The organism is Paenibacillus sp. S-12 (assembly GCF_030363895.1).
GTDB lineage: Bacteria > Bacillota > Bacilli > Paenibacillales > Paenibacillaceae > Paenibacillus_B > Paenibacillus_B alvei.
The window spans coordinates 275278-291404 of record NZ_JASIUF010000026.1 but is presented as its reverse complement, the minus strand read 5'-3'; the positions used below and the strand labels follow the sequence as shown (position 1 = coordinate 291404).

The following is a 16127-nucleotide window of genomic DNA, read 5'->3' as shown; positions in this document are numbered from 1 at the left end:
CTTGACTCCGCCTACTCCATTACATGTCTCCGCAATGCAAACAGCTCCCGCAATTCGGTTGGAGACAGCTCTGTAATCCACTTCTCTCCGCCGCCAATTACTTGTTCATTCAAGGTTTGCTTCTGCTCAATCATATCATCAATCCGCTCTTCAAGGGTTCCAAGGGCAATCAGCTTGTATACTTGCACATTGCGTGTCTGTCCGATTCGATACGCCCGGTCAGACGCCTGATTCTCCACCGCTGGGTTCCACCAGCGATCGTAATGGAACACATGGTTAGCTGCTGTCAGATTCAGCCCTGTGCCGCCAGCCTTAAGCGATAAGATGAAAATGCGAGGCCGTTCTTCCTCCGGCAGCGATTCATCCTGAAATCGCTGAACCATGCGATCACGTTCAGCCTTCGGTACACTACCATGCAGAAATGGAACTGATTCCTTCGTGTTTCGCTCAAGTACTTCTTGCAGCAACTTTCCCGTCTCAGCATATTGTGTAAATATGAGACTTCGTTCCCCTGTCGAACGCAGTTCCTCCAGCATTTCCAACAAGCGCGTCAGCTTGCCCGAACGAGTGGAATCCCGTCCCGTTGCCCGATCTCGCAGCACAAGGGACGGATGATTGCATACCTGCTTCAGCTTCGTTATTGCAGCCAACACTCTGCCCCTTCGTTCCATTGGATCAAGCTGATCCAGATCCTCGAACAACGCGTGCAGCGTCTGCTCATACACCGAAGCCTGCTCAGCTGTTAACGGCACATAGACCTTCGATTCATTTTTATCCGGCAAATCAAGCTGAATCTCCGGATCCCGCTTTAGCCTGCGCAACAGAAACGGCTGCACAAGCCGCTGGACGAGCTTCGTCCACTCCGCATCTCGACTGCGCTCAATCGGATTGACGTAGGTTTTCCGGAACTGAGCCAGTGTACCCAAGTACCCTGGGTTGACGAAGTCAAAGATGGACCACAGCTCAGTCAAATGGTTTTCCATTGGCGTACCCGTCAGCGCTATTCGGTGCCTAGCACGCAGCTTCCGAATTGCTGCCGACTGCTTCGCATAGGGATTCTTAATATTCTGTGCCTCATCCAAACATACCGAATTCCACATAACCGGCCATAGCAGCTCGCGATCCATTAATGCCAGCGTATAGGTTGTAATTACTACATCGGCACTTTGAATCTCCTTTGCAAACCTTTCATCCCGAAGCCGATCAGCCCCATAATGCAAATATACCTGAAGATCTGGAGCGAATCGCTCCAATTCCTTCTGCCAGTTGCCGATTAGCGAGGTCGGGCAGATTAACAGGGAAGGCCCGGAATCCGGTTCAACTTCCCTCACTCTTAACACGTAAGCAATCCATTGTATGGTTTTTCCTAGTCCCATATCATCTGCTAGACAAGCGCCAAGCCCGAAACGGCGAAGGAACATCAACCAAGAGTACCCGTCAGCCTGATATTTCCGCAGTGTTCCGAGCAATCCTGCCGGCATAGCGCTTGGCGGAATCGATTCATGATGCTGGAGCATGGCAAGCCAGTGCTGCAACTGCTCATTCAGCTCTAATTCAAGCCGAAGACGATTGTCCCGCTCCATGTCCTCCTCCAGCAAGCCTTCCTCAAGCCGCTGACGCTCCATAGCCATATGATGTTCGAGCACCTCGCCGAATGTCATTCCGCCGCCATCCACCTGATTCATTAGGCGACGGATTTCCTTTACGTCGTCAGGATTCAATTGAATCCATTGGCCATTCAGCCGGACAAGCCTCCGATCCTCTTCAATCAGTTGGCGGAATTCTGCTTCACTTACGTCTACATCCCCGATTGCAAGTCTCCAATCAAACTGAATCATCTGATTAATACCCATCGTCGAAGCAGAGAAGGATCCTGCAGAGGATGGAACACGCGCTTTAAGCCGTGTTCTCATTTGACGTACTCGCTGCCACCAAGCGGGGACGATCACTCGAAATCCTGCCTCTGCAAGCAACAAACTTCCCTCAGCTAAGAAGCGCCATGCTTCTTCTTCCCCAAGCCTCTCCTTCAATCGGCACCAAGTAGCATTAGCCGTTTTTTCTACCGTATCTATCTGGCCAATTCCGCTAGTTTCTTGAATTTTGATAAGTGGTTCATTATCGGAATCCTTCAATTGGCTGTTCGATGTCTCTTCAAGCCACGGGACGATCCGCAGCACCTTACGAATATCCCGAGACAGTCGTTCTTGCAGAAACGGCTTCCATGCTTCCGGGAAGTCTCCTGCTGCTGCCTTCACTTGACAGGACGTGTCACTCTCATCCGTGCCTTTGCTCCATACGCATGCCACTTGAACATCGGGATCTCCTTTTTCCTGCAGCAATATGCGCAATGCCCACGGCATACGTTCCTGCTCCGGCTCATCAATGCGAAGCACAACACGAAAAGGAGTCTCGTCAATCGACCATCCTATCATTTCCAGCCAATCCTGCTCGCTTGTCCACTGTGACCGCTGTGAAGGTATCCGCATCTCTTCCAGCTCCGGACGCACTCGCAACACTTCCGAGCGCAACAAATTCCGATCCTGATTGTCAGTCAACAATTCGGCCATCAGGTCATCGAACCAATCGACTAACTCCGGATGCTCTATTTGTTCAGCTTGATAAAGCAATTTGTCTATCGTCTTCTGCTCAGACTCGCTCAGCAGCAGCTCCCAGCCAAATGATCCCGCCTTCCATTTCTCGAAGGACGGCTCGAATCGGCCTTCGCGCAGCACCTCCATATACAGCTTCGCCATAGTACAAGCAATGCGGAAGCTATCTCCCTGCTTCAGCTCCGTCCAGCGCACGCCTGGCGCCATCGCGACCGCCTCCAGCATTTCAGCCGCAGTAACCACAATTCCTTCGATCCGTCCCTCATTCTCTATGGGAAGCATCGTGCCATAGAAGGAAGGAGCATGCCAACCGAACAGCAAATGCTTCAGAGCACGTACGTCTCGCCGTATTCCACTATGGAACAACAGGAATGTCCCGTCACCTCGCTTCATGCATTCTACAATCCAAGGCGATTGTTCGATCATGTCAGCAGTGCCCCTCCCCTCAACTCTTCTTGAAATGCTCTTAGACGGGAATACCGTTCATGTAAGCAATCCATGTATCGTTCCCACGTATGAAGTGAACCACTGCGCTCATACATAGAGCGCAGCTCATGCAGCAAAGTGACGGCAATCCGATAATGATCTCGATTGCGCTCTTCAATATGCCGCTCAATGGCTTGATGGTATAACGGCAGCAGCAAACTTGGCGCAGCATCTGCAACTCGTCTCCATTCCGCCACATCCGCTTCCGCTGGCGATATGCGGCGTACCATTTGAATATCCGCCCAATCCCGGTACCTGCCCTGTTCTAATAGGAATGTGGACAAATACGGATATATGCCGGGCAGCAATACAAGCAGCAAATCATCAAGCTCTTGATGCATATCGGCATGGGCATCGTATGACCGCTTCCACAATCCCCAATATCGCTCTAAAAGTTCACGATGACGCGCTTGACTGACCATTGGGGCCAACGCCTTCAACCACATCAGCAGCTTCTCATGATCGCCACTGTCCATCCGCTCATCGGCATACTGCAAAAATCGCTCCGGATCATTATAGAAAGTAAGTGCATGCAGATGGCCAATTGCCCGTTCATCATAGCCTAACAAGGACTCGATATGGATGAGCGCAACCCGTATGGCGTCACGAAGGCGAGGCCGAAGTTCGGACAAAGGCTTCAATCGTTCCTGCAGACGCGTTCGCGCAAGGCGCAATTCATCTGGATGGTTCAATATTTCCGACCACACGAGCGCAAAGACTGCAAGCCTATCCACAGGCGACTCCTCTTCAGATAGGGCAATCTGCTCCGCTACTATGCCCAAATATCGGACATGCTCCCTATAATTTGTTGGAAGCTCTGAACGTTCAAATTTCTTACACAGTTCCTTTAACTCCTCCATGCAAGGATGTACGGCATCATCCGCCGAAATATCCCGGGAATGGTATCCGCGTGCAGCCTGCGCATAGCGCTCTGCCATCTGCTGAATCAAGAACAACTGTACATGCATCCGCAGCAGCGTTTGTATCGATTTAGGCATCGCCTCGCTATCGCGATATAGCTGCTCTTGTACCCATTTCGTAATTTCCGTTACGGATGATTGAAAATCGGTGAAGGGCTTTGCATATTTTCTATGAAAAAAGAGATGCCACTCCTTTGCAGAAGCATCCTGTGAGAGTGTCATCTGGCTGGCGCGGATACGGCGTTCCCGCTCTGCCTTCTGTGCTTCGCGCTTGCGTGCAGCAGTGCGTTGTCTCTCGAGCTCGATGTAGGCATGACGGAAATCAGATAAATACAGCTCCGGCTTTTTACCCGCCGCTTCGCATAATTGGAAAAACACGGCCGCCTTATGCTTGCACCCACTTCCAGCCTGACACGTACACGTACTCTCCTCGACCCGCTTCATATGAAACCTTACATGATAGTGCTCTGTCTCATGTACATCAGCCTGAATGATCCGAGTCCGTCCCTCAGCCTTGCGCACACGGGACACTGCATGCTTGCGATAATATCGCCAGCCTTGCTCCAGCGTCGCGTACGTAAAGTGCTCCTTCATTTGACCGGCGAGCCGGTTGATGTCGTCCACAGTGACGTCCGGTTGCAGCAACGTGATTACCCTCCATTACTACGGCTATACTTCTCCAGACCTGTCCGATCGCAAGCAGCCGCAAAATTCTGTATCCTTTCAGTTTACACAAAAAAACCGGAATATAGAAGAAAAAGAGCGTCTCCAATATGGAAACACTCTTTACATCCTCTTGTGCGGGTTCATTCCTCGCCTAATTCAGTTCATTAAAACGTCTTGTAGAAAGGAACCAACCCTCAAAGTTATGAAGAATGCTCCTTCCTGCTCATACAGTAGACTCCAACGTCCCTTCGGGTTCTTGGCTGTTCGATCCGCGAACCTCCGCTACCGTTCGAATCGGATAGCGGCGGAATACAATCGAGCCGAGAAGCCCCGCACCAGCGCCTGCTAATGCACATAGCACAGCTGCAATCGTAACGATTACAGGATCATTGAAGCCGTACATCACCATAAGACCTGCTATCGGCGTTGCCGTACCTGTCGCATTGTTGATGAGACCAAAGAGTGCCACAATCACGCCTGCAGCCGCCCCTCCGATAAAATTCGTCACATAGACCGGAATCGGATTGGCCGATATTAGATCCGCCTGGGTCAGCGGCTCTATGGCGACCGCAAGCGTTGTTCTGCGGTCACCAAACTTCATACGATGGAAAAAGACGAAGTTCATGAATGAAGAGCCCATAACTGACAAGGCTCCAATCGCCATAGGCAAACCGGTTAAGCCGAGCATGGCCGTCAGCGCCATCGAACTGAGCGGTGCTGTCGCCACTACAGTGATCACGCCGCCCAATATAATGCCCATAATAATCGGATTATTGGTAGCCGTAGCCGAGATGATGCTGCCAATGTTGAGCAATGTTGCGTCAACAACTGGGCTTATAAGCTTGGCCAAGCAGCGTACCAAGGGCGCAGCTACTACAATACATGCGATTAGATCAAGTCCTGCCGGCACCTTTTTCTCGAACATCTTTACGAGAAACGAGACGATGTAGCCAGCTATAAAGCCCGGCAGAAGCCCTTGCCCCCCGCAAGCGACACCGAGCATTAGCGCATACACTGGCGATACTCCCATAGCCAGGGATACGAGCGATGCTGCGGCAACACCGCCGAGCCCCCCTGCCGTTATTCCTACTTCCCCTAAGAAATCCAGCTTCAGCATGTCTCCCCCGACATAACGGTGGAACGCTTCAACCAAAAAGCTGGCCACGGCAGCATTCGCCAAGGCTCCCATCGCCTTCATCCCGTTAGGCGCCTTGAAGCTAAATAAACTAAATAAAGATAGTACAAGCAGCAGCAATGCTGTTCCTTGAATGATTTGCATCTTCTCTCCCCCAATGCATGTACTGCAAGCAAATCATGTAGGTTTCGAAATCCGTAAGACTATATGTGCACTCATTGTAACAATTGAAGAGTAAGGTTGCACTGTATATAATACCCATCCCAGACTATGATTACATTATATACTTAACTTTGTGCCTCCGATTGTCGTTCCCGCATATTGGATGTGCCGTACTCTCGAATCGTCACTTTGACATCATATCGGATCACTGCTGTACTGAAAGTTTCATCCCAATTTTCCTTTTCTTGCTCCCACAGTCGAGGATAGGCGATGCGCAGCTTATCTCCGAATCTTAATACATCGGCACGATACTCCTTTTGCAGCTTATTAAGCAGCTTCGTTACGAGTTCTTTAATTCGTTTCTCCGTATCTGCTTCCAAACGCTTTAAGAACTTGTTATCAAAGTCATTTCCTCCACTCATTTGTTCCCCAAGACGGCCATCCGACTCCACCCGCACATCGTATGATATTCGTCCATTTTCGACATGAGGAGTAATATGGCTCTTCACGTTTGTGATTTCGTATGCAGATATTTGGCCTGTGGCGTTATCCTTGCTTTTCACTATCCCCCCCTTGGCACCGCCCAGCACCCAGTTCACAGCCTCCATATCCTCTTCATTAAGGTAACCTAACTGCTTGCCTGTTTTGCCAGATATGACGGAAGCTCCCGACAATTTCAGCTCTTCATTAGCCGTGACTACATTTTGCAACAGAAAGCTGGTCATCGAATTCAGCTTATCTTGCAAATTGGTGAGGGACATCGGCTTCAGCAAACGGTTAGTCCGATAGTGATTATCTGATATTCCTAACAAACGGAGTGCAGGAATCTCCCCAGAGGTGTTGGTGTCCAATATTTCTTGTCCCGTTCCTTTACTGACATACACTAAGCAGCTTGGGCGAAACTCTTGTTCCCGCATGAAAAAGTCCAGCACTTCGCGAAAATTCATTTGTTTCGCCAACTCAGAGCCAATCACCAATGCTTTATAATGCTGCCCGAAAATCGGCTTCGATTCCTTGAGCGATATTTCTCTTGACATCTGATAGATCGAGTCTCCTGACAACGAAACATTTCGATACTTTTTCTTGTTTCCTGACGCTTCTTGACCTGATGACTGCTCCGGCTTCGCCATTTGATAAGTTAACACAAGTCTTCGTTCACGAGGGTAATCCGCATCTTTTTTTTCAAATTCCTGTTCCTGCTTCACGGCATGACCGAGATCAATCGCCGCTGCTACTGTGAAGTTCAAGTCCTCAATTTCCCGTCTGCTCCAACAGCCGCTCAAAAGCAGAAGACTGCAGGAGATAGCCATAATTCTCCTTGCTGTGCGCAGCCAACTTCCATTCTGGTGGATTTGATCGGTTAGTCGTTTATCTGCACCATTCACAGCCGGAACAGCAATGCACTGGCAATTCGCTTGTGCCTTATTTCCATTGTTCCTGCTCATTGCGCGCCAATTCTCCTTCTCCACTTCACAATGATGAGTAAAATAGCTGGCAAAATCCCAAACATGATCATGGCGACATCACTAATCCGATCTCCCATAGAGAACAGATCATTAATATTTCTTGGCGACATTGAGGCAAGATAAATGACCGGAATAAGCGCGTACAGCATCGGACGAATATCCTTGTTCACCATTCGCGCAATGCCAAGTGCAGCCGCATAATGGGTGATCGCATACGTTGTAAAGATTTGAATTACCCAAATAACCAGCAGCAAGGATTCATAGCGTTCAAATAGAATCCCTGGGTATTCGAAGCTGCGGAACAATGTTATCGTCGGCCAGGTTTGGCTGACTACACCGCTAATCGATAAGGCTCCAACTACCATTACTACTGTCACAACGTAGAAGAGCATCGGAATGAGTATCCCGATTACAACCGCACGGACAGCCTTTTTCGGTGTAGACATGTACGCCTGCAGAACAAGCAGTATTTCAAAGCCGGAGAAGGAAAGCCCAGTTGTCTTTACCCCGTTCAATACAGGGCCAATCCCTTGTCCAAGTACTGGCCTTAAATTGTTAACATCAAATATTTTAAAGCTCAATAGCGCCAAGAACAGAATGGTCAATATCGTCAGCGGAAACACAATTTCGAAAAAGCGGGCAATCGCGGAAACCCCACCGACTATGATGTACATCCCCACCCACAGAAAAGACATGATCACAACCCAGCGCGGGGTTCCTTCAAGCAAGTACAGGTTCATCACTTCCGACATAGCCCGCACCATATTGCCAGATGTAGCTATGAAATAGATAATAATCGACGCATTCAGCACGATCCCTAGCCATTTTCCAACAATAAGCTGACTGTATTCATAAAAAGTTTTGCCTGGGTATTGCTGGCTAAGCTTCGCTACAATAATGCCGGCCACCATAGCTATAAGACCGCCGAGAATGACGGTCAACCAGATATCGGGCGTTTTAACCTTCTCCGCCGCTGCCCGGGGAAGCGTTAAAATGCCAACTCCTAAAATATAATTAGCCACAAATACAGCCGCCTGCTGTGTCGTTATTTTCTCATTCGACCCAATTTGACTCAAGATACTCCACAGCTCCTTCTATCAGCTTAATCTTCCCGGGTTGGATTACGTGTCCCCAGCATCTTAGGACGCTTCTTCATCAACCTTAGCGGTGCGCGCAAAATGAAATCCTTCCAATCTGACAACCGATAAGGTACAGCAGGACTCATATATGGTACACCGAAGCTCTTCAATTTAACTAGGTGACTGCATAGTAATAAGAAAAACAACACGACACCATACAAGCCGAGTATGGATGCGGCAAATATCGCTAAAAAACGCAAAATACGCAAGGAAATGCCTGCACTGTATTGGGGAATGGCAAAAGAGGATATCGCGGTTACAGCAACTACGATGACCATGAATGGGCTGACAATGCCCGCCCTGACTGCCGCATCCCCGATGACAAGACCGCCCACAATACCGACCGTTTGGCCAATCGGCTTCGGCAGGCGCAGCCCCGCTTCACGCAAAATCTCTAGAGACACTTCCATAATGAGCACCTCAATAATCGAGGGGAACGGAACACCTACTCGGGTACCCGCAATTGACAATGCCAGCTTCGTAGGAATCAGCCCTTGATGAAACGAGATTAAGGAAATATACAAGGAGGGGCCGAAAGTCGATACAAAAGCAGCAAAATACCGTAGACAGCGAACTAGTGTCCCTGCAATCCAGCGCTCATAATAGTCCTCTGGCGATTGGAGCAGCATCGTGAACGTCGCAGGGGCAATAGATGCAAAGGGGCTGCCTTCAAGAAATATCGCGACCCTACCCTCTAACAAGGCACACAGCGTTCGATCCAGCCGTTCCGTACTTTGCAGTTGCGGAAAGGGAGACAAATAATTGTCTTCAATAAGCTGTTCAATATAGCTGGAATCAGGTAGATCATCAATATCGATTTTGCTAATGCGATCCAAAACCTCGGTCACAAGCTGCTTTTCCGCTATATCCTCGATGTAAGCAAGAACCATCTCTCGCTGTACCCTTTTCCCTACGCGGCGATGAATGAAAGTCAGTTTTTTATTTCCACCCTGCTGCCTAAGCAGCGTCATATTGTCAACGAGACATTCATTAAATCCTAGCCTCGGCCCCCTTACGAGTACCTCGGATGGCGGCTCATCCACGCCGCGAACTTTCACTTTCCGCGTATTGAACATGATTGCGCCGAGATGCCCTTCAATGAACAGAGCTGTATCCCCTTTTAATATGTCGTACGTGCAATCATTCACAATACGATTTTCCTTCATCGAGCCTACAGGGAGAGTATGCTCAACCAAGTACTCCTTCGTATACTTATAATCCGGGGATGCAACCGCTCCTCCTTGAGAAGGAGGCTGTAATTTCCCCATTAAGGATTCCAGCAAATGGGTATCAATGAAGTCTCGGTCGCTTATGCCTCCTACGAACACAAGCGCAGCACGTTGCGTTGTATAGCCAAGCTGGAACATACGTACATTGAGATCTTCCAGCTGTCCGAGATCTGCCTTGAGCATATCAAGATCCTCATCAAAATTGCCGATGAAGCCTTCATAAGCCGATTCAGGCTTCTGTTGACTCTGATCGGATTCCGCCTTCATCGTGACGGCCATAATCTTCGATAATATATACGGCACAATGCCTGCAATCGCCGCTTGTGCGAACGCTTGCCAACTTGGTATATAAGGCGTAATCGCCTGCCACATTTTTCATCACCTATCCGTAATATGCCCCGCCCATTTTTGACTATGCATTTCATGGAAGACGATGATGACGATTGGGGCAAAGCAGATATTTCGACCTTTTGCGGCTTTATTAAACCTATTAACGTAAAGAAGCGCAAACCATGTTGTTTGCAGCATCAAATGTTAAGGAAATCTAATTTAAAGTAGACAGCTATATTTTAGAATTAAATATTTATATAATAAAATTCGGCATTCAAGGGTTGTATTCGGCCTGTACTTGCTGCTATGGAGCAAGCCATCTTCAATGAACATTCGCAGCAAGACATCTGCGTCAGTCAGTGTAGAAGATGTAATTGCTTCACTACCATTCCGACCGTTTCCATACGCGAAATGTCGGATGTCAATCATTCAACCTCGATACAATGAAAGGGAAAGGAGGTCATGACATGGATATGCTGAAGGATATGAATCAAGCTTTGGCCTATATTGAAGAGCATTTGGATCAGGACATCGATTACGCCAAGGTGGCTCAGCTTGCAGGAACCTCGGAGTATCACTTCCGAAGACTCTTTTCCTACCTAGCCGGTATTTCTTTGAACACGTATGTCCGCAACCGAAGACTGTCCCAAGCCTGTCAGGAATTGCACATAAATAACATGAAAGTGATAGATATCGCAATCAAGTACGGTTACCATTCAGTAGACGGATTCACGAGAGCGTTCAAAGATTGGCTTGGGATCGCTCCTTCGGAAGTAAAAAGCGTTCAAGATCTGAAAGTATTCCCGCGCATGACTTTCCAACTCACCATTCGAGGAGGAATCGACATGAATTACCGGATCGAACAGAAAGACGCCTTCAAGCTTGTCGGTATTAAGCGTCGTGTGGCCATCGTATTCGAGGGCGAAAATTCTGCAATTGTGGAACTGGCGCAATCGATAACCGAGGAGCAGCGAAGAAGACTGCAAAGCTATCGAAATACCGATGTCACCACTGTGGTCAATGCTTCTTATCATTTTAGCGAGGATCGATATGAGGAAAAGGGGGAGCTGGATCATCTCATCGGATCGATTACGACGCTTGATGCTGATTTTGAAGGCTTTGAGGTTGTGGAGGTGCCTGCCTGTACATGGGTGATTTTTAACTCGGTAGGCCCCTACCCCCATACATTGCAAGAAACATGGGCAAGAATCGCTTCCGAATGGCTGCCTTCATCCTCCTATGAATTGATCGAGGTTCCCGAAATTTGTTTTAGTGGGAATTTGTCCGACCCCGAGCGGGTGTACAGTGAAATATGGATCGGCGTAAAAGAAAAAGCATAATAAGCAGAAACCCCTTGAATCGGTTTTATAAACGGATTCAAGGGGTTTTTCTATTGTCATTTATACACTTCAACAACGATTTCCGCCCAAGCACCACGATCAAATGCCGGAACATTGTCGGCGCTATAGAGTGTAATCAAATAGTATCCTTTATTTTGAAGCTTCACCGATCCTTTAAAGGCTTGTTCTTGGATAGGCATTTTTCCTTCCTTGATATCCTTATAAGGATCAGATTTTATAGCTTGCTTGTCATCATATTGCTGCACGGTAAAATTAAGCGCTCCAAGCTTCTCATTTCCAGCAAGAACCCGACCGGCAATATCGATTGAGCCTCCTTGCGGGATACGGAGATAACCGGACGCAGACTGATCGAACGCGATGTATTTTTTCCCCTCATCAGACAGACGGACAGGGGTGGTGCCTTCCTTCGAAACTTTCCGCATTACCGAAATAAGCTGTTCTCCACCCGAAACGGCTGTAATTTTCAGCGCATTTGGTCCGGGACGAAGAGGTAGGGTAAACTCGATTCGGTTATACTTTTGACCATCAAGCAAAATGTCTTTTTTCAAGACCTTAGCATGATCATTGCCCCCTAACCAGCCTCCTCCACTCAAGGCGGTCGCGATCGATGGCGTGTTCATATCCTTTTGATAAAGCATCGTAAAGGTTGTGCTGTCCTTATCTGTTTCCAACTTCGGCTTTAGAAGTTCGATGATTTTATTGCTCCACTTCAGCGATACCTTCTGGTTCGCTGTAGCCGGGGTAATGCCCAGGTAGGTCAAAGCTTGAATCGGTATGTACGTGACACCCTTGGCAACGAATGGCTGTGCAATGGTTACGTCCGGCAGCGCAGAGCCATTCTCCATATAAACCTTATCAGAGCCTATCCGAAAGAATAGCTGCTCAAATGGTGGCTTAAGCTCACTATTCATGACGACCTGGACTTGCTGTGAAGACGCGTCGAACTTCAATACTTTAACGGCTTCTGTCGCACGCAATGTGCGAAGAGGTACAAAGACACGCCCGTTTTTCATGATCGGCTTATCAAGAGACAAGGACTTCCCGTCAAGTACGGCCTGTCCGTTATTCAAATCAACAATAAGCTCATGGGAAACACGATACATCTTGGCCGCATCCAGAGTTCCTTGTTCTGTGTCGGCTGGAGGAGCAGACTCCTTGGCTAATACATTCGATCCAACACCAAAAGCTAACGTAACAGCCATCAGTAAGGCTATGCATTTTTTCATATAATCATCTCCTCATTGTCTTGTCTCTTAGTTAGACGTGTCGATAATCTAAATGGTTTCGTAATTGAGAGTCTTTTTTACGACGCTCTCAAAGATAATTGAAGAAAGTCATCACTGCGTTAACCTTAATGAAATTTGAAACTTGCCACCAATAAGTAAAAGCCGCTTTGCAGCGGCATATTAAACCTTCTCTTCTATTCGCGGATGATCTGGATTGCATTCCGGATCGGGTACTAAGCCTATTTGAGCTAGCTTCATTAAATAATAACACTCTTCCCTCATCATATGATCTGGTATGAGCGGGGAAATGCGATCAAGCACCTCGGCCGACAGTTCTAAATCCTCCAGTTCCTTCAAGAAAGCCCTAAACAAATTCATCTCCATATCAATGTCAGTGTGAAATCTGCGAAAGGCGGGGAAATCCCGAAGTTGTGTCCGCATGTATCCCGCCATTTCGATGCTCTTCAAATAAAACTGTTGAAAATGATCCTCAAAATCTTTACTTTTCTGAATCAACCGCTTTTCTACAAAATCCAAATCACTGGAAATGGATGCAGCATGACCCGCTGCGTCAGGCAGCCAAAGGAAATCGTGGTGCAGCGCATCAAATTGGGGAACCGGCTTCCCTTCCAATAAGTTAGTTAAAATACGCAAGTATTCCTCAAGTTCATTCACCATGTGATTGATGAAGGTTGGAGTGAACGCAATTGTAACCCGACCAAGGATTAGGCGTTCAAGTATGCTCAGCTTAAATTGCCGCAGGTTGATTGTTAGCGTGTAGGCTTGTTGATTCAGTGTTCCGATCTCTGTATCCGATTGCAGTCCTCGAGCTTGTTGAAGAAGCTGATCGAATGCTTGAATAAATTGTTGTGCAGTCTGTATATCTGACGTTTCTTTCGGTGAAAGCGCATTGAAGATGAATCTCGCATGATCGCCTAAAATTTGCAGCCAGAAACGATGCTCAAACAGCGCTGATTGATTCAACGGTATGACCTCCTTTATCGTTCTTCAAAGGTTTATGAAGGAGGCTTAAAATTAATAACTTAGAGATATCCCCGCATTTGAATTCATTGTGCCATTGTGCATAAATAACATAAAGGCTAGACAACATAAGGAGGATGGAACATTCTAAACTATGGATGAAAAGGAGCAAGTCCCCATGACAAATACAAATACGACGATGCAAATCGAACAGCTTGCGCAACAATTGATTCAGCAAACAAATGCGGCAACGCAAAAATACCAACAGCTACTGCAACAAGAGCAACAAAACGCTGCGCGCTTACAGGAGCTTTCTAAAATTGAACAGCATGCGGCTCATGTGATTCAAACTGCGCTTCAAGGCCATCAAACAGCTGTACAACAATTGCAGCAAATTATCAACCTTGCTCATCAGACACATACGGCACCAACCAGTTATGCAACAGGGTATGTGACTCATACGTATCCACAGGTAGGCGCTATGCAACAGTCCGTCTCCAATGTAAATACTACTCCTCAATCGGGATATAGAGGCTATTAATTAACTAGACGTTAACAACTTAATTTAACCAGGAAAGCAGACAGCCGACTGACAAGATTATGTCTTAACTAGAAGACGTCAGATGAAGCTGTCTTCTTTTTTTTCCACTTTCGAACTCCAAAAAAAACAATGCTCGGCAGAAATATACGCCAAGCATTGCAGTTATTTTATCTAATCATGGGTTTCGATAAGAAAGGCTACAGATTCATAAGGGCGGAGCGTAAGCTGTTGGAACATGCTCGGTGTATCCTTATAATTGCTGATAAGGATGTGTGCTTCGCCGCTTGTAGTCGCTTCTCTTGGAAGCGCAAACTCCGCCTCTTCGCTGTAGAAGTTGCTGATAACGAGCAATCGCTCTGATCTGTATGTGCGCATGTAAGCAAATATGCGCGGATCGTCCTCCAGCAGCAGGCGGTAGTCGCCATGTACAATAATGTCGTGCTGCTTGCGCAGTGCAATCAATTCGCGATAATGATGGAAGACGGAATCCGAATCGCGCAGCGCTGCTTCGGCATTAATGTCTCGATAATTCGGAGCCGAGCCGATCCAAGGGATGCCCGTCGTGAAGCCCCCATGCTCCGAAGCATCCCACTGCATTGGCGTGCGCGAATTGTCGCGCGACTTCTGTTGCAGTGCGGCCATTATGTCCGCTTCAGGAACGCCCTGCTTCTGTAGCAGGCAATGTGCATTGATTGATTCGATGTCCCGATACTCGCTAATACGTGAAAAATGAGGATTCGTCATGCCCAACTCTTCCCCTTGGTACACGTACGGTGTACCCTGCATCAAGTGCAGCGTCGTGGCGAGCATTTTTGCCGATTGTACGCGATAGGCGCCATCATCACCGAAGCGAGATACTACCCGCGGCTGATCGTGGTTGCACCAGAACAAAGCGTTCCAGCCGCCGCCTTTATTCATGCCGACCTGCCATTCGCTCATGATCCGCTTAAGCTGAAGGAAGTCGAATTCAGCCTTGACCCATTTCTCCCCATTCGGATAATCGACCTTCAGATGGTGGAAATTGAACACCATACTCAGCTCATGCTCATCTGGGCGCGTATACTTAATGCAGTTATCCATCGTCGTCGACGACATTTCGCCAACCGTCAGCATATGCGGATATTGCGAGAATACGCGAGCATTTATTTCCTTCAGGAACTCATGAATGCGCGGACCGTCAGTGTAATATTTACGTCCATCGGCCGTTGCTGTTGCCAGCGTATCATTCGGAAAGCCCTGATCCTTGGATATCACATTAATGACGTCCAATCGGAATCCGTCGACGCCCTTGTTCAGCCAATAGTGCATCATGTCGTACACTTTATCCCGCAGCTCCGGATTCTCCCAATTCAAATCAGCCTGGGAAACGTCATATAAGTGCAAATAATACTGCCCCGTTGTCTCGTCATACGCCCAGGCGCTGCCGCCAAATTTGGACTGCCAGTTGTTCGGTTCCCCCCCGTTCACGCCGTCCTTCCAAATATAGTAGTTGCGGATCGGACTGTCCGTGCTGCTTGCAGCCTCCTTGAACCAGGCATGCTCTGTCGAGGTGTGGTTAACGACGATGTCCATAATGATGCGGATATCTTTATTGTGCGCTTCGTGCAGCAGTTTCTCGAACGTATCCATCGTGCCATATTCCGGCTGGATGCTATAGTAATCGCTAATATCATACCCGTTGTCCTTCTGAGGAGATTCGTAAATCGGCGTTAACCAAATGACATCAATTCCGAGCTCCTTCAAGTAGTCCAGCTTGTCGATAATGCCCTGCAAATCCCCGATTCCGTCACCATTCGTGTCGTTGAAGCTCTTCGGATAAATCTGATAGATGACGGATTTTTTCCACCACTCCTGCTCCAATTGTTGTATCATTGTC

Annotated in this window: 11 protein-coding genes; 2 read left to right on the top strand and 9 right to left on the bottom strand. The window is 47.9% G+C overall.

Going from position 1 to position 16127, the window contains the following annotated elements:
* Nucleotides 1-11: 11 nt before the first annotated feature.
* The 6 genes from NO352_RS24005 to NO352_RS23980 form a co-directional block, all read right to left on the bottom strand.
* A complete protein-coding gene (locus tag NO352_RS24005; RefSeq protein ID WP_268620910.1) occupies nucleotides 12-3035 on the bottom strand; it encodes a DEAD/DEAH box helicase in 3024 nt (1007 codons plus the stop codon).
* Entirely contained in the window at nucleotides 3032-4660 is a 1629-nt protein-coding gene (locus NO352_RS24000; protein WP_005543411.1) for an SWIM zinc finger family protein, read from the bottom strand. The genes NO352_RS24005 and NO352_RS24000 overlap by 4 nt, the downstream gene beginning before the upstream one ends.
* Before the next feature lie 244 nt (nucleotides 4661-4904).
* Nucleotides 4905-5960, bottom strand: coding sequence for a PTS sugar transporter subunit IIC (locus NO352_RS23995; RefSeq protein ID WP_268598872.1), 1056 nt, complete (start codon nucleotides 5958-5960; stop codon nucleotides 4905-4907).
* Nucleotides 5961-6103: 143 nt separating this feature from the next.
* Nucleotides 6104-7423, bottom strand: coding sequence for a Ger(x)C family spore germination protein (locus NO352_RS23990; RefSeq protein ID WP_289356938.1), 1320 nt, complete (start codon nucleotides 7421-7423; stop codon nucleotides 6104-6106).
* Nucleotides 7420-8520 (bottom strand): GerAB/ArcD/ProY family transporter, encoded by a 1101-nt coding sequence (locus tag NO352_RS23985; RefSeq protein ID WP_005543417.1) that lies wholly within the window; start codon nucleotides 8518-8520, stop codon nucleotides 7420-7422. Before NO352_RS23985 ends, NO352_RS23990 begins: the two co-directional genes overlap by 4 nt.
* Nucleotides 8521-8546: 26 nt before the next feature.
* A complete protein-coding gene (locus tag NO352_RS23980) occupies nucleotides 8547-10184 on the bottom strand; it encodes a spore germination protein (RefSeq protein WP_289356937.1) in 1638 nt (545 codons plus the stop codon).
* A 425-nt stretch (nucleotides 10185-10609) separates the two neighbouring features.
* Here NO352_RS23980 and NO352_RS23975 point away from each other — a divergent pair, with 425 nt between their 5' ends.
* On the top strand, nucleotides 10610-11482 hold the full coding sequence (locus tag NO352_RS23975) for an AraC family transcriptional regulator (protein ID WP_005543418.1): 873 nt from the start codon (nucleotides 10610-10612) through the stop codon (nucleotides 11480-11482).
* A gap of 56 nt (nucleotides 11483-11538) precedes the next feature.
* Here the strand turns inward: NO352_RS23975 and NO352_RS23970 are convergent, their stop codons facing one another.
* Both NO352_RS23970 and NO352_RS23965 read right to left on the bottom strand, forming a co-directional pair.
* Nucleotides 11539-12729, bottom strand: a complete 1191-nt coding sequence (locus NO352_RS23970) for a stalk domain-containing protein (protein WP_289356936.1) — start codon at nucleotides 12727-12729, stop codon at nucleotides 11539-11541.
* 180 nt (nucleotides 12730-12909) lie between these two features.
* Nucleotides 12910-13713, bottom strand: a complete 804-nt coding sequence (locus tag NO352_RS23965; RefSeq protein WP_005543421.1) for a DUF2935 domain-containing protein — start codon at nucleotides 13711-13713, stop codon at nucleotides 12910-12912.
* A gap of 175 nt (nucleotides 13714-13888) precedes the next feature.
* On the opposite strand from NO352_RS23965, the gene NO352_RS23960 reads away from it, so the two are divergent.
* Nucleotides 13889-14251: a hypothetical protein gene (locus tag NO352_RS23960; RefSeq protein WP_005543422.1), complete on the top strand. Its 363-nt coding sequence runs from the start codon at nucleotides 13889-13891 to the stop codon at nucleotides 14249-14251.
* A gap of 171 nt (nucleotides 14252-14422) precedes the next feature.
* On the opposite strand, the gene treC is transcribed toward NO352_RS23960, so the two are convergent.
* On the bottom strand, nucleotides 14423-16123 hold the full coding sequence (treC, locus tag NO352_RS23955) for an alpha,alpha-phosphotrehalase (protein ID WP_289356935.1): 1701 nt from the start codon (nucleotides 16121-16123) through the stop codon (nucleotides 14423-14425).
* Nucleotides 16124-16127 lie beyond the last annotated feature (4 nt).

Bases quoted from the DNA above. Each gene is read 5' to 3' on its own strand.
- NO352_RS24005 (WP_268620910.1), bottom strand. From the start codon at position 3,035: ATGATCGAACAATCGCCTTGGATTGTAGAATGCATGAAGCGAGGTGAC.
- NO352_RS23995 (WP_268598872.1), bottom strand. From the start codon at position 5,960: ATGCAAATCATTCAAGGAACAGCATTGCTGCTGCTTGTACTATCTTTA.
- NO352_RS23990 (WP_289356938.1), bottom strand. From the start codon at position 7,423: ATGAGCAGGAACAATGGAAATAAGGCACAAGCGAATTGCCAGTGCATT.
- NO352_RS23980 (WP_289356937.1), bottom strand. From the start codon at position 10,184: ATGTGGCAGGCGATTACGCCTTATATACCAAGTTGGCAAGCGTTCGCA.
- NO352_RS23975 (WP_005543418.1), top strand. From the start codon at position 10,610: ATGGATATGCTGAAGGATATGAATCAAGCTTTGGCCTATATTGAAGAG.
- NO352_RS23970 (WP_289356936.1), bottom strand. From the start codon at position 12,729: ATGAAAAAATGCATAGCCTTACTGATGGCTGTTACGTTAGCTTTTGGT.
- NO352_RS23960 (WP_005543422.1), top strand. From the start codon at position 13,889: ATGACAAATACAAATACGACGATGCAAATCGAACAGCTTGCGCAACAA.
- treC (WP_289356935.1), bottom strand. From the start codon at position 16,123: ATGATACAACAATTGGAGCAGGAGTGGTGGAAAAAATCCGTCATCTAT.